This window comes from Rhizobium sp. BK379 (assembly GCF_014193955.1).
GTDB lineage: Bacteria > Pseudomonadota > Alphaproteobacteria > Rhizobiales > Rhizobiaceae > Rhizobium.
In genome coordinates this window covers 243622-261634 of sequence record NZ_JACIAD010000002.1, presented here as the reverse complement: position 1 = coordinate 261634, position 18013 = coordinate 243622, and the positions used below count along the sequence as shown (strand labels likewise).

General features: G+C 59.8%; 18 protein-coding genes. 16 read left to right on the top strand and 2 right to left on the bottom strand.

Translation table 11 applies throughout. The features are described from left to right. The first annotated feature begins 209 nt into the window (after nucleotides 1–209). From dnaN to FHT93_RS12255, 7 genes are all read left to right on the top strand, one after another. A complete protein-coding gene (dnaN, locus tag FHT93_RS12285) occupies nucleotides 210–1328 on the top strand; it encodes a DNA polymerase III subunit beta (RefSeq protein WP_112541886.1) in 1119 nt (372 codons plus the stop codon). A gap of 111 nt (nucleotides 1329–1439) precedes the next feature. After that, nucleotides 1440–2033, top strand: a complete 594-nt coding sequence (pmtA, locus tag FHT93_RS12280) for a phospholipid N-methyltransferase PmtA (RefSeq protein ID WP_112970053.1) — start codon at nucleotides 1440–1442, stop codon at nucleotides 2031–2033. Next, entirely contained in the window at nucleotides 2034–2615 is a 582-nt protein-coding gene (locus FHT93_RS12275) for a histidine phosphatase family protein (RefSeq protein WP_112970054.1), read from the top strand. A 6-nt stretch (nucleotides 2616–2621) separates the two neighbouring features. Further along, nucleotides 2622–3329: an orotidine-5'-phosphate decarboxylase gene (gene pyrF, locus FHT93_RS12270; RefSeq protein WP_113203439.1), complete on the top strand. Its 708-nt coding sequence runs from the start codon at nucleotides 2622–2624 to the stop codon at nucleotides 3327–3329. A 14-nt stretch (nucleotides 3330–3343) separates the two neighbouring features. Further along, nucleotides 3344–3631, top strand: a complete 288-nt coding sequence (locus FHT93_RS12265) for a DUF1330 domain-containing protein (RefSeq protein WP_112970056.1) — start codon at nucleotides 3344–3346, stop codon at nucleotides 3629–3631. Between the two features lie 110 nt (nucleotides 3632–3741). Further along, nucleotides 3742–4722 carry a complex I NDUFA9 subunit family protein gene (locus tag FHT93_RS12260; protein WP_183847795.1) on the top strand — a complete coding sequence of 327 codons (981 nt, stop codon included), beginning with the start codon at nucleotides 3742–3744 and terminating at the stop codon, nucleotides 4720–4722. Nucleotides 4723–5001: 279 nt separating this feature from the next. Beyond that, nucleotides 5002–5154, top strand: a complete 153-nt coding sequence (locus FHT93_RS12255) for a hypothetical protein (RefSeq protein ID WP_165911864.1) — start codon at nucleotides 5002–5004, stop codon at nucleotides 5152–5154. Between the two features lie 84 nt (nucleotides 5155–5238). On the opposite strand, the gene FHT93_RS12250 is transcribed toward FHT93_RS12255, so the two are convergent. Next, nucleotides 5239–6036: an undecaprenyl-diphosphate phosphatase gene (locus tag FHT93_RS12250; protein WP_113146836.1), complete on the bottom strand. Its 798-nt coding sequence runs from the start codon at nucleotides 6034–6036 to the stop codon at nucleotides 5239–5241. Between the two features lie 278 nt (nucleotides 6037–6314). Here FHT93_RS12250 and FHT93_RS12245 point away from each other — a divergent pair, with 278 nt between their 5' ends. From FHT93_RS12245 to FHT93_RS12205, 9 genes are all read left to right on the top strand, one after another. Continuing rightward, on the top strand, nucleotides 6315–7007 hold the full coding sequence (locus FHT93_RS12245) for a glutathione S-transferase family protein (protein ID WP_112541893.1): 693 nt from the start codon (nucleotides 6315–6317) through the stop codon (nucleotides 7005–7007). Between the two features lie 12 nt (nucleotides 7008–7019). Beyond that, nucleotides 7020–8180 carry a tRNA epoxyqueuosine(34) reductase QueG gene (gene queG / locus FHT93_RS12240; RefSeq protein WP_183847793.1) on the top strand — a complete coding sequence of 387 codons (1161 nt, stop codon included), beginning with the start codon at nucleotides 7020–7022 and terminating at the stop codon, nucleotides 8178–8180. Continuing rightward, the gene (locus FHT93_RS12235; protein ID WP_183847791.1) at nucleotides 8180–9049 is read left to right on the top strand and encodes an SDR family oxidoreductase; all 870 of its coding nucleotides are present in this window, start codon (nucleotides 8180–8182) and stop codon (nucleotides 9047–9049) included. The genes queG and FHT93_RS12235 overlap by 1 nt, the downstream gene beginning before the upstream one ends. A gap of 408 nt (nucleotides 9050–9457) precedes the next feature. Then, a complete protein-coding gene (locus tag FHT93_RS12230) occupies nucleotides 9458–9820 on the top strand; it encodes a septal ring lytic transglycosylase RlpA family protein (RefSeq protein WP_029868853.1) in 363 nt (120 codons plus the stop codon). A 169-nt stretch (nucleotides 9821–9989) separates the two neighbouring features. After that, nucleotides 9990–11279, top strand: a complete 1290-nt coding sequence (locus FHT93_RS12225; RefSeq protein WP_183847789.1) for an RsmB/NOP family class I SAM-dependent RNA methyltransferase — start codon at nucleotides 9990–9992, stop codon at nucleotides 11277–11279. 246 nt (nucleotides 11280–11525) lie between these two features. Continuing rightward, entirely contained in the window at nucleotides 11526–12803 is a 1278-nt protein-coding gene (locus FHT93_RS12220; protein ID WP_183847787.1) for an imelysin family protein, read from the top strand. A 47-nt stretch (nucleotides 12804–12850) separates the two neighbouring features. Beyond that, complete coding sequence (locus FHT93_RS12215; RefSeq protein WP_183847784.1) at nucleotides 12851–14389, top strand: di-heme oxidoredictase family protein; 1539 nt, start codon at nucleotides 12851–12853, stop codon at nucleotides 14387–14389. After that, nucleotides 14389–15492 carry an imelysin family protein gene (locus FHT93_RS12210; RefSeq protein WP_183847782.1) on the top strand — a complete coding sequence of 368 codons (1104 nt, stop codon included), beginning with the start codon at nucleotides 14389–14391 and terminating at the stop codon, nucleotides 15490–15492. Before FHT93_RS12215 ends, FHT93_RS12210 begins: the two co-directional genes overlap by 1 nt. 3 nt (nucleotides 15493–15495) lie before the next feature. Continuing rightward, complete coding sequence (locus tag FHT93_RS12205) at nucleotides 15496–16596, top strand: DUF1513 domain-containing protein (protein WP_183847780.1); 1101 nt, start codon at nucleotides 15496–15498, stop codon at nucleotides 16594–16596. On the opposite strand, the gene FHT93_RS12200 is transcribed toward FHT93_RS12205, so the two are convergent. Next, entirely contained in the window at nucleotides 16575–17657 is a 1083-nt protein-coding gene (locus tag FHT93_RS12200; protein WP_113114766.1) for a DUF2252 family protein, read from the bottom strand. The genes FHT93_RS12205 and FHT93_RS12200 overlap by 22 nt on opposite strands. Nucleotides 17658–18013 lie beyond the last annotated feature (356 nt).

Genomic DNA, 18013 nt, shown 5'->3' with positions numbered 1-18013 from the left:
TGGGCGAGCGGTGCTGCTTCGACAAGAGCCGCAATTTCTGTGAGCATTGCGCTGCAAAACGGCATTTGCGAGCCTGTGGACGGCCATGCCTCTTGCAATCGCTGGCAAAGTTCTGCCATTTTGCCCGTCCACTCCCCTCTCCCGAAGGGGAAACAGTGACGCGGCGCTTTTTGCGCCCGGGCAATAAAGGTCGAAAGCGGTAGCATCCCATGCGTATTACTATTGAGCGGTCAAACCTTTTGAAGTCGCTGAACCACGTCCACCGCGTGGTCGAACGCCGCAACACGATCCCGATCCTGTCCAACGTGCTGTTGAAAGCAGATGGTCAGAGCCTCGACATGAAGGCAACCGATCTCGATCTGGAAATTACCGAAGCCACACCTGCCAATGTCGAGCAGGCGGGTGCCACCACCGTTCCGGCCCATCTTCTTTACGACATCGTCCGCAAGCTTCCCGATGGCGCAGAAGTGCTGCTTGCCACCACCCAGGATGGCGGCTCGATGAACGTTCAGTCTGGCCGCTCGAAATTCTCGCTGCAGTGCCTGCCGGAATCCGACTTCCCCGACCTGACCGCCGGCACTTTCACGCATTCCTTCAAGCTGAAGGCAAGCGACCTGAAGATGCTGATCGACCGCACGCAGTTTGCGATCTCGACCGAAGAAACACGCTACTATCTGAACGGCATCTTTTTCCACACGATCGAGAGCGGCGGCGATCTGAAGCTGCGTGCTGTCGCCACCGACGGTCATCGCCTGGCGCGCGCCGATGTCGATGCGCCCTCGGGCTCTGAAGGCATGCCGGGCATCATCATTCCGCGCAAGACGGTCGGCGAACTGCAGAAGCTCGTCGACTCGCCTGATGCGGTCGTCACCGTGGAAGTTTCCGACGCCAAGATCCGCATCACTATCGGCGGCATCGTCATGACCTCGAAGCTCATCGACGGAACTTTCCCAGACTATCAGCGCGTTATTCCCACCAATAACGACAAGGAAATGCGCGTCGATTGCACGAGCTTCGCCCAGGCCGTCGATCGCGTTTCGACCATTTCCTCCGAGCGCGGGCGCGCCGTAAAGCTTGCCCTTTCCGACGGCCAGCTTCTGCTCACCGTCAACAATCCGGATTCCGGCAGTGCGACCGAAGAAGTCGCAGTCGGCTATGATACCGACCCGATGGAAATCGGCTTCAACGCCAAATATCTGCTCGATATCACCGCGCAGCTTTCCGGAGACGAGGCAATCTTCCTTCTGGCCGATGCGGGCTCGCCGACACTTGTGCGTGACACCGCAGGTGACGACGCTCTCTATGTGCTGATGCCGATGCGCGTTTAATCTCGCGTCGCTTTTGTCGTCGAAACTTTCCTGATCGCGACATCGCCTCTTGTTTTTGCTTCGTCCTCCTGCAATTAAGGGAGGGTTTAACGGCAGGCATGGGAGGACGGCATGGCACTGCGGCTCAAGGAACGGCTCGGCAGGAAGTTTGACGAGGAAATCCGCTTCTTCAAGGGCATGATGCAGGGGCCGAAAACTGTCGGCTCCATCGTTCCGACTTCCTCGATTACCGCCCGCAAGATGGCGAGTGTCGCAAATCCGCATTCGGACTTGCCAGTGCTCGAACTCGGGCCCGGCACGGGCGCCATCACCAAGGCGATCCTCGCGCATGGCATAAAGCCGGAAAAGCTTGTCGCCATCGAATATTCGACGGATTTCTACGAACATCTCGTACGCCTCTATCCAGGCGTGAACTTCATCAACGGCGATGCCTTCGATCTCGACCGGACGCTCGGCGTGTTCAAGGACCAGACGTTCGATTCTGTGATCTCAGGCATACCGCTTCTGAATTTTCCCATGCAGGCGCGCATCGCGCTCCTGGAAAGCCTGCTCGATCGCATGCCGGCGGGCCGGCCGGTAGTGCAGATCTCCTATGGCGCGGTCTCGCCGATCGTTGCCAATGCCGATCGCTACAGCATTCATCATTTTGATTTCATCGTGCGCAATATTCCTCCAGCTCAACTCTGGATCTATCGGCGCGGATAAATGTTTGGACTTTATATTACTCATCCCCAGGTCAAGATCGACCCTGAGGTTCCCGTTCCCAAGTGGGGGCTTTCCGACATTGGCGCAGAACGCGCCCGCAAGGCTGCTTCAAGCGACTGGGCGAAACGGCTGACCCGTATCGTCTCCAGCGACGAGACGAAAGCGATCGAGACGGCGGAAATCCTTGCAGCGGCGTCAGGCGTGAAAATCGAGATCGTGCATGGCATGCATGAGAACGACCGCTCCGCCACCGGTTTCCTGCCACCGGACAAGTTCGAAGAGGCCGCCAACTGGTTTTTCGCACACCCGGAAGAGAGCTTCAGGGGCTGGGAACGGGCCACTGATGCGCAGGCCCGCATCGTTTCTGCCGTCGAAACCATCCTATCCTCCCATGACCGGACAGCGCCGATCGCCTTCGTCGGCCATGGCGGCGTTGGAACGCTGCTCAAATGCCAACTGGCCGGAGCCCCCATTGCGCGTGATCGCGACCAGCCGGCCGGCGGCGGCAATCTCTATGCTTTCGGCCTTGCGGATCGGCGCTTATCATGCGACTGGACACCCATTGAAGACTGGCGGGGATGATTTGAGATGGACGCACGCGAGCGGTTGATCGTCGGACTGGATGTTCCAACGATTGGCGAAGCGGAAAGATTGGTTTCCACGCTCGGCGATGACGTTCTCTTCTACAAGATCGGCTACCAGCTCGTTTTTGCCGGCGGGCTGGAATTCGCCCGCGACCTTGCCGCTAGCGGCAAGAAGATCTTCCTCGACATGAAACTGCTGGACATCGACAATACGGTCGCATCCGGCGTCGAAAACATCGCCAAGATGGGCATGTCGATGCTGACGCTGCATGCCTATCCGAAAGCGATGAAGGCCGCAGTCGAGGCGGCAAGGGGCTCCGGTCTCTGCCTGCTCGGCGTGACCGTGCTGACTTCGATGGATGCCGAAGACCTCGTCGAGGCCGGGTATCAATATGATCCGCGGGCGCTGGTCGCGCGCCGCGCCGAACAGGCGCGTGCTGCGGGTATGGGCGGCATCGTCTGCTCCGCCGAAGAATCCGCTGCTGTCAGCGAGATCGTTGGACCTGATATGGCGATCGTTACGCCAGGCATTCGCCCAACAGGCGCCGAAAAGGGCGACCAGAAGCGGGTGATGACGCCTAGGGATGCACTGAAGGCCGGGTCCACGCATCTCGTCGTCGCGCGCCCGATCGTCAAGGCACCGGAGCCGCGGGAAGCTGCGCGTGCAATCCTCAATGAAATGGTCGCCGCGCTCTGGCCGGCGAACCGCTGAAACGGGAGACAGGAATGGCCAAGGGATACTGGATCGCCCGCGTCGATGTACGCGACCTCGAGCGCTACAAGGATTACGTCGCGACCGCAAAGCCGGCCTTCGAGAAATACGGCGCGAATTTCCTCGCCCGCGGCGGTGCAATTACCGAGCTTGAAGGCAAGGCGCGCGCCCGCAACGTGGTCATCGAATTTCCCACGATGCAACATGCCGTCGACTGCTATAATTCGCCCGAATACCAAGCTGCCGCAAAAATCCGCCATGAGGTGGCTGACGCGGAAATGGTCGTGGTCGAAGGCGTCTGAGCCAGTTTTGAACGGGTAAGAACTGTGGCGCGATGGCCCTTTTCGTCGCGTCGGTATTGGGCTAAGACGAAAACAATCACAGCATTCCAAAGCCTTTCGAGGAGCCTGCCATGACCCTTGCCAACCTTCCGCCGCTCGTCACCGTGTTCGGAGGGTCCGGCTTCATCGGCAGACATGTCGTGCGGGCGCTCGCCAAGCGCGGTTACCGCATACGCGTTGCGGTGCGCCGCCCCGATCTCGCAGGCTTCCTGCAGCCACTCGGTAATGTCGGTCAGATTTCTTTCGTCCAGGCCAACCTGCGCTACCGCAATTCGATCGACCGGGCCGTCGAAGGTGCCGACCATGTCATCAACTGCGTCGGCATCCTCCACGAGAGCGGCCGCAACACGTTCGATGCGGTGCAGGAATTCGGCGGTCGCGCCGTTGCCGAAGCTGCCCGCAACGCAGGTGCGACGCTCACCCACCTCTCGGCTATCGGTGCAAATTCCGGCTCCCAGTCCAGTTACGGCCGCACCAAGGGCCGCGCGGAAGCCGCCATCCTGTCGATCAAGCCGGACGCGGTGATCTTCCGCCCGTCTGTCGTCTTCGGTCCCGAGGACAGCTTCTTCAACAAGTTCGCCGACATGGCGCGCATGTTTCCTGTTCTGCCGCTCGTGGGCGGCGGCAAGACGAAATTCCAGCCCGTCTATGTTGAAGATGTTGCCGAGGCTGTTGCCCGCGCTGTCGACGGCAAGGTCGAAACTGGCAAGATTTATGAACTTGGCGGTCCTGAAGTGCTTACCTTCCGCGAATGTCTCGAGACCATGCTCAAGGTCACGGTCCGCAAGAACCCGCTCGTTTCCCTGCCGTTCGGCATCGCATCCATAATCGGCAGCATCGCCTCGCTGGTGCCTTTCATCGCGCCGCCGATCACGCCGGACCAGGTCAAGCTGCTGAAGCACGACAACGTCGTTTCAAAGGAAGCCGAAGCTGAAGGCCGCACGCTGAAGGGCCTTGGCATCAAGCCAACGATGGCGACTTCAGTGCTCGACTCCTATCTCGTGCATTACCGCCCGCACGGTCAATATACCGGCTCCGGCAAGGCTGCCTGATAATCGACAGACGGTCGTTCAAGCCGCTCGTGAACATTCACGGGCGGCGCTTTGTTTTTGTGCGATGCAAATCCGGCGCAAGCCTGACGCGTTATGAGGCGTTTCATAATGTGTGACGTTGCATAAAAGACGCATAGGAAATTTAGTGGAATTAACACCAAATTTAGCAGGAACATTTATTGCTATTTGCCATTCCACTGACTAAACACCCCCGCGCGTCTTCAGACAGACTCAAGCGCCTCGCAGGCGTGCGGCAATCACTGTGAAAGGCTATTTCTAATGGGTAAGTCAATCGCGCTTCTTTTTGCGTGTGCGGCACTGGTCATCCTCGCAGGCTCCTTCATTGCGCCGGGCTCCGTCGCAGCGGTGAAGGGCGGTTGCTCGCCGGCCTATGGCGTCGATCCCTGCTCGACGGCCTCCATCACCCACTAATAAAGAAGCCGGTCCTTTCGAACCGGCTTTTATTTTTGCCTTGATGCGAGCGACAAATGTTCGACCGCTCACTTTTTCAGCATATCAGCTGATCATGCCGGCCATCGCCATGCCGAGCAGGACGACACCCAAAATGATGCGATAGATCGCAAAGACCGTGAAGCGGTTGCTCCTGATATAGGCCAGCAACCATTTGACGGCGACGAAGGCGACGATCGTGGAGACGACGAAGGCGATGCCGAGCGCTGTCCAGTCTTCATTGGCCGCGCCGCCATCCTTGAAGGTCTTCAGCAGCGAGAAGGCGCTTGCGGCATACATGGTCGGAATGCCGACGAGAAACGCAAATTCGGTTGCCGCAGCGCGATTGGCCGTGCCGGCCAGCATGGCGACGAAGATCGTGGCGCCGGAGCGGGACGTGCCCGGGAAGACACCGGCGACGACCTGGGCGATACCGACCAGAATGGCAACAAGCCAGGTGATGTGGGAGCTCGGCGGGCGGCGGGCGGCGGCCCATTCGGCAAAGATCATCCAGATACCGCCGATGATCAGCGCCCAGGCAACCGGCGTTGCGGTCTCAGGCAGCTCGAAACCCATTTTCTTGACGAGAAGGCCGAGCACTGCCGTGATCAGAAAGGCGACAATCAGTTTAAAGGCATAATCGCGGTTTTGCGGATCGCGCCAGCCGAGCAGCAGATCAAGCAGACGACGCCAGTAGATAATCGTGACGGCGAGGATCGCTCCCGCCTGAATGACGATGTTGAATGTATCGCTGCGGGCACCAAGCCACTGTTCGGCAATGATCAGATGGCCGGTGCTCGAAATCGGCAGGAACTCTGTGATCCCTTCTATAATGCCCAGAATTATAGAGTTTATGTAGTCCATAAAGTGTCTCCGGTTTGGGGTTCGGTCGGACTGGAGTGGCGGTCAGGCTTATATTGCACTGCACAATCATCATTCGCCAGAGCGGGAGGCAAGAAAAGGCGAGCGGGGAGTTGCGATGATTCAGGCAGCCATGTTTTGTCCCTTGTCAGGCAGGTGAGCCCGATTCGCTTGTATTGGCGGGGGCAAGCTCCTATAGCTTCAACTAATGAGTCATGACTAGGGCGGTATAAGTGGCGAGCCCTTGAGCCCATGCACCACAATCAAAAGTCCGAGTATCGATGCCCACGCTTTATCATCATCCCATGTCGTCCGCATCCCGCTTCGTCAGGCTCATTCTGGCGGAATACGGCTATCAGGCGGAGCTGATCGAGGAACAGACCTGGGAGAAGCGCCGCGACTTCCTGGCGCTCAACCCGGCCGGCACGCTGCCTGTTTATGTCGACGACAGCATGCGGGCGCTCTGTGGCGCGACCGTCATTTCAGAATATCTCGACGAGACGCATGGCGTGCTGAAGCGCGACCGTCGGTTGCTCGCCGAAGATCCATTCCAGCGTGCGGAAATCCGCCGGCTGACGGAATGGTTCATGCAGAAGATGGAAAACGACGTCACCAAGCCGCTGGCGCGCGAGCGCGTCTATAAGCTTCAGATGACGGCCGACCAGGGCGGAGGCGCCCCGGATTCCAAGATATTGCGCACGGCGCGCGCAAATATCCGCCAGCACATGCGTTATCTCACCTGGCTTGCAGGCTCGCGCCAGTGGCTTGCCGGCGACCGGATGAGTTACGCCGATCTGGCCGCCGCAGCCTCGATTTCCATCCTCGATTATCTCGGGGAAATCGACTGGTCGGAATCGCCACTCGCCAAAGACTGGTACCAGCGGCTGAAATCGCGCCCCTCCTTCCGGCCGATGCTCACCGAGCGCGTGCGCGGACTGACGCCGGTTTCCCATTATGCCGATCTGGATTTCTGACGAGGGCTTTTGATGCCCGAAGCGAAAACCGACGATAACAGGGAGCAGAAGCGCCGCGACAATTTGACCGCCTTCCTGAAGGCGGAATCGGCTGCTCTTGGCTTCGATCTCTGCCGCATCACCCGTCCCGACGCGATCCCGGAGGCCAAGGAACGGCTTGGACAGTTCATCGATGCCAACAGGCATGGGACGATGGAATGGATAGCGGAAACGCGTGAGCGCCGCGGAGATCCGCGCACGCTCTGGAGCGATGTACGCTCGGTCGCCGTCTTCGGTCTGAATTATGGGCCTGACGAAGACCCGCGTGGCATCCTTGGCAAGGCGGAAAAGGCGGCAATTTCCGTTTATGCACGAAACCGCGACTATCACGATGTCATCAAGGGCCGGCTGAAAGAGATTGCGACCCGCTTCGCCGCCAGGGCAGGCGCGGATGTAAAAGTCTTCGTCGACACTGCACCCGTCATGGAAAAGCCGCTCGCGGCAGCCGCCGGTCTCGGCTGGCAGGGCAAACACACCAATCTCGTCAGCCGCGAACATGGCTCCTGGCTTTTCCTCGGTTCGATGTTCACGACGGCCGATCTCAATATGGATGCGCCAGAGACCGACCATTGCGGCTCCTGCCGTGCATGCCTCGACGCCTGCCCGACGGCTGCCTTTCCTGCCCCCTACCAGATCGACGCGCGCCGCTGCATCTCGTATCTGACGATCGAACATAAGGGGCCGATCGATCCCGAATTCCGGCCCCTGATCGGCAACCGCATCTATGGCTGCGACGATTGTCTTGCCGCGTGCCCCTGGAACAAGTTCGCAAACGAAGCGTCGGAAATGAAGCTGAAGGCAAGGGAGGATCTGAAGGAGCCTTCGATCGCCTTCCTCTTGTCGCTCGACGACCCAAGCTTCCGCACGTTCTTCAGCGGTTCGCCGGTCAAGCGCATCGGGCGTGACCGCTTCATTCGCAATTTGCTGATCGCCGCTGGCAATTCCGGCGAGCGGAGCCTGATCGAGCGATGTCGTGCGCTTGCCGCCGACACCTCGCCGGTCGTGCGTGGCATGGCGGTTTGGGCGCTGTCGCGGCTCATGGAGGCTGGCGAATTCAAAGCCTTTGCCGCACAAAAGGAAAATGAGTCGGACGATGACGTCCTCAACGAATGGCGATTGGCAGGGGTGAGCTGATGCATGTGATGATCTTTGGCTGCGGTTATTCTGGCACGGCTATCGCCAAGGCGTTCGGCGACAGCGGCATTCGCGTCTCCGGTACGACCCGTTCGGAAGAGAAAGCCGAAGAGTTGCGCAAGATCGGGATCGAAGCCTTTATCTTCAACGGAGAGGACTTGAGCGACGACCTGTGTGCGGCGATGGCCACCGTTACGCATCTCGTTCAGTCGATCGCTCCGCGCGATGCCGACCCGCTGCTTGCTTTACTTGGGAAGGACAGCACGGTGCTTCTGCCTGACCTGCAATGGATCGGCTATCTCTCCACGGTCGGCGTCTATGGTGACCACAAGGGTTCCTGGGTGACCGAGGAAACGCCGTGTATACCGGTCTCGGGCCGCTCCAAGGAACGTCTTGACGCCGAGGATGCCTGGCTTGCGCTCGGCCGTTCCCGCGAAACGCCGGCCGCCATATTGCGACTTTCCGGCATCTATGGACCGGGACGCAACGCCTTCGTCAATCTGGACCGCGGCACAGCGCGCCGCATCATCAAGAAGGACCAGGTGTTCAATCGTATCCGCGTGGAGGACATCGGCGCTTCCACACGGTTTCTGTCAGAACATGCGCTCGGCGGGATCTATAATGTCACCGACGACCAACCCGGTCCGCCGCAGGATGTCATAGTCGAGGCCGCCAGCCTGATGGGCGTCACGCCGCCGCCGGACCAGCCTTTCGAGACCGCCGAGATGACGCCGATGGCGCGTTCCTTCTATGGAGAGAACAAGCGCGTTTCCAATGCCAAGCTAAAGGCTGCAGGCTTCCGGTTTGCCTTCCCGAACTATCCGATGTCGCTCGCCCAGTTATGGCAAAATGACAGTTGGCGCGGCTGACGAACCCCTCTCATTCGGGTGATAGGGTTATAATCATAAAGAGTAGGAATTTCCTACTTTCTGATTTTTGCGAACTGAATTTCGCTCCGTATTATGGTTAACGGCCTCTAAATTTGCGCAAATGTGGCGACAAATATGGCACCCTGAGAAAAAATTTTTTGTGATTTCCAACGGCCATCAAATGTTTACCGTTTACGCGAAAAAATCGTTCGGATTTTAACTGATTTCATTAGGCTTTTTCCAAGAATTGCCAAAGCGGTGTCCTGCTACCGCAATGTTATCGGAATCACAAATATTACAGACTGTAATGTTCCGTGATCGTGTTCGGCACTTTTTCGCCACTTTTCCCCGGATTTAAGCCCCGCCGCCTGTGAAGGCGTAAGTTCAATAGTTGAGGGACAATCCGTTTTGAAGAAAATTTGCCGTTCTCTAATCACTACCGCAGCCATTGCAGCGTGCTCTTTCATCCTTCCGGCTGAAGGATTTGCTGCCAACGGATGTGGCGGTGCTTCGTGGTACGCACTTCGCTCCAAAACTGCTTCCGGGGAACGCATGAACCCGGCCGTCTACACTGCCGCACATCGCTCTCTGGCGTTCGGCACAAAGGTGAAGGTCACCAACCGCAATAACGGCCGCAGCGTCGTCGTTCGCATCAATGACCGTGGTCCGTTCATCCGCGGTCGCGTGCTCGATCTGTCGCGCGCTGCCGCACAGAATATCGGCATGGTCTCCTCGGGCACTGCGAAGGTCTGCTACGAAGTCATCAGCTGAGGCAAAGTCCTCCGCACAATCCCTGCGCCGGATGCGGCGCTTGCTCTTGCCGTCAATCGCGGGTACCACGCGGTTGAGACTTGTGAACAATCCGCCCAGCCGAACAGCTTCGCTGGGGGTTCTTTCTTGCGCGGATCGTTCACCAGCCAAGGCAACAGGAGAAGTTTGAATGCGTTTGGGCGGCCGCCTCGAAGGGGCGATCTCGGTTCTGGCTGATATCGATGCCCGTAAAAGGCCTGTCGCCGATGCGCTGAAGGATTGGGGCCTCGCTCACCGCTTTGCCGGCTCCGGCGACCGGGCGGCGATCGGCAACATTGTCTACGACGCGCTGCGCATGCGATTGTCCCATGCCTATCTGATGGACGATGACAGTGCCGTTGCCATTGCGCACGCCGTCATGTTCCGCCAGTGGGGTTTTACGTCGGAAACACTGGCTGCGGAACTTGCAGGCGACAAGTTCGCGCCGACGCCGCTTTCCGCAGAAGCGCTCGCAGCCTTTGCCAGCCGTTCTCTTTCCGATGCCTCCCCACATGTGCAGGGCGATATTCCGGAATGGGTACAGCCCTCCTTCGAACAGGCTTTCGGCGGCGCGTGGCTTTCCGAGGCGCAGGCACTTGCCGGGCGCCCGACCCTTGATCTGCGCGCCAATATCCTGAAGGCCACCCGTGAAAAGGCCTTCAAGGCGCTGGAACGCGCCGGCGCGAACGAGGCGAAGATCGCACGCTACGGCATCCGGATTCCCGCCGGCGAAGGCGCCTCACGTCTTCCTAACGTCACGGCCGAGCTTTCGTTCCAGAAGGGCTGGTTCGAGGTTCAGGACGAGGGATCGCAGATCGTCGCCGATCTCGTCCTGCCTGGGGATGGCGAGCAGGTGCTGGATTATTGCGCCGGCGGCGGCGGCAAGACGCTCGCCATGGCGGCCGCCATGCACAATAAGGGTCAGGTTCACGCCTATGACGCCGATCGCAAGCGGCTTGCGCCGATCATCGAGCGGCTGAAGCGCGCCGGCACGCGCAACGTCCAGGTCCATGACGATGCCAAAGGCTTGTCCAACCTGCGCAACCGCTGCGACAAGGTTCTGGTCGATGCCCCCTGCACCGGCACCGGCACATGGCGCCGCCGCCCGGACACGAAATGGCGGCTGACGGCAAAGAACCTCGACGAGCGCACCGCCCAGCAGCAGGACGCCCTGAAGCAGGCAAGCAGCTTCGTGCGCCCTGGTGGCGACCTCATCTACGTCACCTGTTCGGTGCTGCCGCAGGAGAACGAAGAGCAGGTGCGGCGCTTTGCTGCCGAGAATGGCGATTTCAAAATTGAAAGCGCGCTGCCGGCCTGGGACAGCCTGTTCGGCAAGGACAGCGCGCGCCCACGCTCTTCCGATGGCAAGACGATCACGCTGACGCCGGCGTCGACGGATACGGATGGCTTCTTCTTCTGCCGCCTGAGAAGGGACGGCTGAGAAGCGCTCTGCAGCGGAAATCGAAAACTCTGCGTGATCCGCGTTGATCACGAGACCCAGAGGTAGCAAGGCCGATCCGTCGTGCAGGTGATCCTAGAATTTGCGGTCAGATAGTCTTCAAACGACCAGTTAAATATAGTCATCCATCCTTAAAACCATTCCAAACTAGAGTGTTTGACACCAGTTTGCTTTTGCGCGAAGAGACGATTGCCGGATTCAGACGGAAATCCGTCACAGGAGAGGATTATGAAGCTCAACCGCACATTCCGCGCAGCCGCGCTGGCGATCGCCCCCGCCGCCCTGCTCGCCCTTCCCGCCTATGCGGCGCCCGATGCTGCTCAAGTCGTGAAACACTATGCCGAAGTCGCCCATGCCAAGTACGAGGACTCGCTGACGACTGCGAAGGCGCTCGACGCGGCCATCGATATATTCCTGAAGACGCCCAACGATGCGACGTTGAAGGCTGCCCGGGATGCCTGGATCAAGGCGCGCGTCCCCTATCAGCAGACGGAAGTCTACCGCTTCGGCAACCCTGTTGTCGATGACTGGGAAGGCAAGGTCAACGCATGGCCGCTGGATGAAGGCCTGATCGACTATGTCGATCCTTCTTACGGTACGGAAAGCGACGAGAACTCGCTCTATGTCGCTAATGTCATTGCCAACAAGACGATCAAGATCGATGGCAAGGATGTCGACGCCTCCAAGCTGACGCCGGAATTCCTCTCGGGCACGCTGGCCGAAGCCGGCGGTATCGAGGCCAATGTCGCGACCGGCTATCACGCCATCGAATTCCTGCTCTGGGGCCAGGATCTGCATGGAACGGGACCGGGTGCCGGCGAGCGCCCAGCAACCGACTATGACCTGAAGAATTGCACACATGGCAATTGCGACCGCCGCGCCGAGTACCTGAAGTCCGCCTCCACGCTGCTCGTTTCCGATCTGCAGGAAATGACCGACAACTGGGCGCCCGACGGTGAAGCCACCAAGCATGTCGAAGCTGATCCGAAGGCCGGTCTCGCCGCCATCCTGACAGGCATGGGTTCGCTCTCTTACGGTGAACTGGCCGGCGAGCGCATGAAGCTCGGCCTGCTGCTGCACGATCCGGAAGAAGAGCATGATTGCTTCTCCGACAATACTTACAACTCGCATCTGAACGACGCGATCGGCATCGCCGCCGCCTATACGGGCGAATATACCCGCGTCGACGGCACAAAGATGACCGGCCCTTCGCTGCACGACCTCGTTGCCGCCAAGGACAAGGCACTGGACGCCGAGATGACCGGCAAGCTCAATACGACGCTGGATGCCATGCACGCCATGGCCAAGCGCGGCGAGACAGTCGAGAAATACGACCAGATGATTGGCGAGGGCAACAAGGAAGGCAACGCCGTCGTCCAGGCTGCTATCGACGGTCTCATCGACCAGACGAAGTCGGTCCAGCGTGTTATTGCCGCACTTGACCTCGGCACCGTGGAGCTTGAAGGTTCCGACAGCCTGGATAATCCTAACGCTGTCTTCAAATAAGCAAAAAGGCGGGCCGTTCCGATAGCGGAACGGCCCGGACCCTTGAAATGTCGCATGACCCCGCCCGTCACCTTCTTGTCAGCGCAGCTTTCTGCGCCTTGCTTGCCGGGCTTCCCGTCGCCATCGCCGGCGCTTTCGATCTTCCCACCAGACGGATCGATCTTTCCGATGCAGACCTGAAGCGCGTCGCCGATATCACAAGGCCGACCAGCGATTTCAGCAAGGCGGAGCCTTACGAGGCCATGCAAGCGGGTGCGGCGACCTCCGTCGATCCGGTTACCGAAGACAGTTTCTCGCATATCTCGGCCAATATCCCCTTCGAGGAAGAGCAGAATTTCCGACTTGGCAATGCGCTCTTCCGTAAGCTTTGGGTTTCGGCGCCATCCTCGACGCAAGCTTCCGACGGACTCGGCCCGCTCTTCAACGCCCGTTCCTGTATGAGCTGCCACGCCAATGACGGTCGCGGCAAACCGCCGGAGGGTGGTCCAAGCGCTACCTCGATGGTCTTGCGTATTGCCCGTGCAGCGAAGACAGCGGAGGAAGAAAAAGCAATCGCCGGCGCCGATGTCGTCAACTTCCCCGATCCGGTTTATGGGCACCAGCTTCAGGACCTCGCGGTTCCGGGGCTTGCCGCCGAAGGCAAGGTTGCTGTCACCTATACCGAGGAGACTGTCACGCTTGCGGGCGGGGAGACGGTTAGCCTGCGCAAACCCGCCTATTCCGCCAAGGACCTCGCCTACGGCCCGCTCGATCCGGCAACAACGATCTCAGCGCGGGTCGCCCCGGCGATGATCGGCCTCGGCCTGATCCAGGCGATCCCCGAGGCGGATATTCTTGCCCATGCCGATCCTGATGATCTCGATCATGATGGTATCTCCGGCAAGGCGGCGATCGTACGCGACCACCGCAGCGGCAATATTGCACTGGGGCGCTTCGGCTGGAAGGCGCAGAATGCCAATATACGCGACCAGAGCGCTGACGCCTTTTCCACCGATATCGGCATTTCGACGCCGGACGCGCCAAATGCCTACGGCGACTGCACCGGCGCTGAGACAAAGTGCCTCGCCATGCCTGATGGCGTGCAGAAACGCCTCGGCGAGCAGGAAGCTCCTGGCCCGGTGCTCGACCTGGTGACCTTCTATTCCGAAAACCTCGCCGTGCCTGCCCGGCGCAAAGCAAGTTTCGCGGAAACCTTGCGCGGCAAGCAGCTGTTCTATGAATCGGGCTGCATTTCCTGCCACGTGCCGAAGTTCGTCACGCGCCGCGATACCGCCGAAAAGGCGCAATCCTTCCAGCTCATCTGGCCCTATTCCGATTTTCTGCTGCACGACATGGGCGACGGTCTTGCCGATGGGCAGCAGGTAGGACTTGCAAGCGGACGGGAATGGCGCACGCCACCGCTATGGGGTATAGGACTGACCCGGACTGTCAGCGGACACAGCTTCTTCCTGCATGACGGCCGCGCCAGAAATCTCACCGAAGCAATCCTCTGGCATGGCGGCGAAGCGGAAAAAGCCCGTAGCGCATTCTCCTCTCTATCAAAAGGCGATAGAGAGGCCCTGATTACATTCCTGGAGTCACTTTAATGCGCCCCTGGCACACCCTCCTCTGCCTCGCCGTGACCGGCCTTGCCACATCGGCTGCCGCCCAGAGCGCGGCGACGCCCGCTGCGGGACTGAACGAGGATGCCGTGCCGTCGGTCATGCAGCGCGCCGTCGATGAGGTCATCCGCCCAGGCTATCGTAACATGCAGCAATCGTCCGCGCGCCTGACGACCGCCATGAACGATCTCTGCGCCTCCGGTACACAGCAGACGCTCGACCGCGCCAAATCGGCATTCGACGATACGATCCGCTACTGGTCGACGATCGAGATCGTCCAGACCGGCCCTGTCATCCAGGACAATCTCTTCGAGCACATCCTCTTCTATCCCGACCGCAAGGGTGTCGGCCTGAAGCAGGTGCAGGCGCTGATCGCCAAGGCCGATCCGAAGGACGCGACAGTCGACGCCATCGCCGGCAAGAGTGTTGCTCTGCAGGGTCTGACCGCACTCGAATACGTGCTCTACGGCAACGGGTCCGAGGACCTGATCAAGCAGAAGGGCGGTTTCCGCTGCCTGTATGGCCAGGCGGTTGCCGGCAATATCCAGCGTGAAGCCGGCGAAGTGGTCGCCGCCTGGGAAAAGCCTGACGGTGTGCAGGCGGGCTGGAAACATCCTGGCCCGCAGAGCGACGATTTCATGGATAACAAGGAGGCCGTGACCGCCCTCCTCGGCATCCTCGTCCACGGCGCGGAGAATGTCCGCGACCAGCGACTGGAGCAATTCTACAAGGGCAAGGATACGCCCGCCCGTCCGCGCATGGCGATCTATTGGCGTTCCAAGAATACCTGGAAATCGATGGCCGCCAATCTTGAGGGCATTCGTACCCTCTGGCAGAAGGCCGGCATGGCCGACCTGCTGCCGCCCGAAAAGAAGGCGGTTGCCGATTCAATCGACACCAAGTTGAAGACGATCATCGACAACGTCTCGAAGCTGAACCCGGATATCGAAGTCGCGGTCAGCGATGCGGAGAGGGGCAAGCTCGATACGCTGCTTAGCGAAAGCCGCGATCTCATCACCACGATCAGCGATCAGTATGGAGCGGCAATCGGTCTTTCGGCCGGCTTCTCCTTCTCGGACGGAGACTGACCGATGTGGCGCAGCGCCGCCATCGACCGCCGTGGCTTCGTCCAGGCCGCCGGTATCAGCTTTCTGGCTGCGCTGAAACCTGAAGCGCTGCTGGCTCTCACGCGCGCCGATGCTGTCTACGCATCCGGTATCCGCGCTGCCAACGGCTCCTTTGCGGTCGCGACGGTCACCGAACGCGGGGAGATTGTCGATCAGGTGGCGCTGCCCGCCCGCGCCCATGGCTTGGCCCATAGCGTTGCCACCGGCCACACCGTCGCCTTCGCCCGCAGGCCGGGTACCTTCGCGATGATCTTCGCCCCCCGGAACAGGGACGAACCGATCGTCATCACCTCACCGGAGGGCCGCCATTTCTACGGCCACGGTGCGTTTTCGCCGGATGGGCGGTTGCTCTATGCCAGCGAGAACGACTTCGACAACAACAGGGGCATGATCGGCCTCTACGATGCGACGAACCGTTTCGCCCGTATCGGCGAATACGAAACCTATGGCGTCGGCCCGCATGACATGACGGTTTCGGATGACGGCCGCATGCTTGTTGTCGCCAATGGCGGTATCGAGACCCACCCGGATTTCGGCCGCACCAAGCTCAATCTCGGCAACATGCAGCCGTCGCTGGCGCTCATCGATGCGGCGACCGGCACGCTGATCGAAAAGCATACGCTACCGCCGCAATGGTCGTCGGTCTCGACACGCCATGTCGATCTCGAGGCCAACGGTCGCATCTGGTTCGCCTGCCAGTATGAGGGTCATAGGAAGGACCTGCCGCCACTCGTTGGACATTTCGCCAAGGGTGAGGATCTTGTTTTCATTGATTTGCCAGAGGAAACGACCCGGCGGCTTGCCAATTATGTCGGGGCGATCGCAGTCAATCGAAAGGAAGGTCTGGTCGGCGTCACCTCGCCGGTCGGCGGCGCATCTGTCACCATCGATGCGAAAACCGGCAATGTGTTGCGCGAGGACAGCGTTCGCGATGCCGCGGGAATCGCGCCTGCTCCCGGCGGTTTTGCCGTTTCCTCCTATGATGGCGATTTCCTGTCGGCTCATAGCGATGTCGCCTGGGATCAGCATATCGTGCGGATCACTCAGCCGGCACTCATGCGGTAGTCTTTCCATTCCTTTTCAGTGACTTCGGCGGCTGCCCGCGCCGCCTCATACAGCCAGTCCTCACCGCGGGAATGCAGGTCATTGCGAATAGCCGCAGCACTTGCCGCGTCATCCGAATGGCAGTTGGCGATCTCGAATCCCATCAGTTCCAGCATGGCGCCATCCAAGAGCGTCTTCGCATCGCTCTCGATCTCGATCTTGCGGCTGTTCGGCGAAAGCCGGCGGACAAGAATTCGGCCCGACACAGCGAAATGAGGATCTGGGCTGCGCATGCGCCCGGCGGCGATGACGCCTGTTCTGATGACGTGATCTCCCGATCTTGCCAGCGACCATGCCGAGGGCACGAGCGCCTTGGCTTCACGCAGCACAGGCCCACCACGCCATTCCTTCACATAGGCGACGAAACGTGGCCGCCCGAGGCTGCCCGTTCCCTTCTTCTTCACGGGTAAGGGCGTAGAACTTCCTGCGCCCCTCGGCAAAGCATTCCTCAGTGCATCAACAAAACGGCCGGGGGCTGGCTTTTCGCCGGGCTTGTGCTTGTCCCATTTCTTCCAGAATTCCTTCCGCTCATCCTCCGAAAGCAGCAGCTTGTCGCGCAGCCAGGGATGATCGCGCTCCAGCACGATCGGGCTCGCATGTTCAAGTCCGCGCACATATCCAGCGAGAATGAGCTCGGCGATCGCCCTGCCGGAAATCCCGGCATCCGGCTGAGCCAGAATGGCACTTGCGACCAGCCGGACAAGATCCAGACCATAGGGCATGATCGCCGCGTCGTCGAAATCATTGGCGCCCCAGACCAGCCGCCCCTCGATATCACGCCAGGTCCCGAAATTCTCGAGGTGCGTATCGCCGATCGACAACACTTGCGGCATGCCGGCAAGCTCCGGCCTCACGGCGTAGATAATTTCCGCCCAGCGCCAGTAGGTAGCGCGCAGGAAGGAGAATGCCTCTTCGCGCATCTTCCTGTGTTTCTCGTCGATACCCTCCTGTACGAGCTCGCCCTGCAGCTCGTGTGCCAGCCACGCCTCGTAATCACTCATAGATTGAGAAAATGTCTTCATCGGCTCGCCCTCAGGTTTGCATAATCATAAACCTGGGGCGCCTTATTCAGAAGCGGTTTTGAGGCAATCTAAGGCGGGCGCGACGAGACCAAAATCCAGACATCGCAAAGGCGGCTTGCGATGGCCGCCGCTGTTGCCCAGAGCGACGCCGTATCACGCTGTGATCAAGTCTGATGTGGCAGTGGCGAATGAAGTGCTGCAAGCCGTTGGCGAAACATCGGCGCGGCGACAGGACGGGAACGACCCATCTCGAATAGATTGTTCGAGATGGACGCATTTGGAGTGGCAGCGGAAGACAAAAACGCCGTGAGCCGGATTGCAACCTTGTCGAATCCGGCGGGCCATGCCACTTTCGC

Coding starts and splice junctions, on each gene's coding strand:
- dnaN (WP_112541886.1), top strand. CDS start 210: ATGCGTATTACTATTGAGCGGTCAAACCTTTTGAAGTCGCTGAACCAC.
- pmtA (WP_112970053.1), top strand. CDS start 1,440: ATGGCACTGCGGCTCAAGGAACGGCTCGGCAGGAAGTTTGACGAGGAA.
- FHT93_RS12275 (WP_112970054.1), top strand. CDS start 2,034: ATGTTTGGACTTTATATTACTCATCCCCAGGTCAAGATCGACCCTGAG.
- pyrF (WP_113203439.1), top strand. CDS start 2,622: ATGGACGCACGCGAGCGGTTGATCGTCGGACTGGATGTTCCAACGATT.
- FHT93_RS12265 (WP_112970056.1), top strand. CDS start 3,344: ATGGCCAAGGGATACTGGATCGCCCGCGTCGATGTACGCGACCTCGAG.
- FHT93_RS12260 (WP_183847795.1), top strand. CDS start 3,742: ATGACCCTTGCCAACCTTCCGCCGCTCGTCACCGTGTTCGGAGGGTCC.
- FHT93_RS12255 (WP_165911864.1), top strand. CDS start 5,002: ATGGGTAAGTCAATCGCGCTTCTTTTTGCGTGTGCGGCACTGGTCATC.
- FHT93_RS12250 (WP_113146836.1), bottom strand. CDS start 6,036: ATGGACTACATAAACTCTATAATTCTGGGCATTATAGAAGGGATCACA.
- FHT93_RS12245 (WP_112541893.1), top strand. CDS start 6,315: ATGCCCACGCTTTATCATCATCCCATGTCGTCCGCATCCCGCTTCGTC.
- queG (WP_183847793.1), top strand. CDS start 7,020: ATGCCCGAAGCGAAAACCGACGATAACAGGGAGCAGAAGCGCCGCGAC.
- FHT93_RS12235 (WP_183847791.1), top strand. CDS start 8,180: ATGCATGTGATGATCTTTGGCTGCGGTTATTCTGGCACGGCTATCGCC.
- FHT93_RS12225 (WP_183847789.1), top strand. CDS start 9,990: ATGCGTTTGGGCGGCCGCCTCGAAGGGGCGATCTCGGTTCTGGCTGAT.
- FHT93_RS12220 (WP_183847787.1), top strand. CDS start 11,526: ATGAAGCTCAACCGCACATTCCGCGCAGCCGCGCTGGCGATCGCCCCC.
- FHT93_RS12215 (WP_183847784.1), top strand. CDS start 12,851: ATGTCGCATGACCCCGCCCGTCACCTTCTTGTCAGCGCAGCTTTCTGC.
- FHT93_RS12210 (WP_183847782.1), top strand. CDS start 14,389: ATGCGCCCCTGGCACACCCTCCTCTGCCTCGCCGTGACCGGCCTTGCC.
- FHT93_RS12205 (WP_183847780.1), top strand. CDS start 15,496: ATGTGGCGCAGCGCCGCCATCGACCGCCGTGGCTTCGTCCAGGCCGCC.
- FHT93_RS12200 (WP_113114766.1), bottom strand. CDS start 17,657: ATGAAGACATTTTCTCAATCTATGAGTGATTACGAGGCGTGGCTGGCA.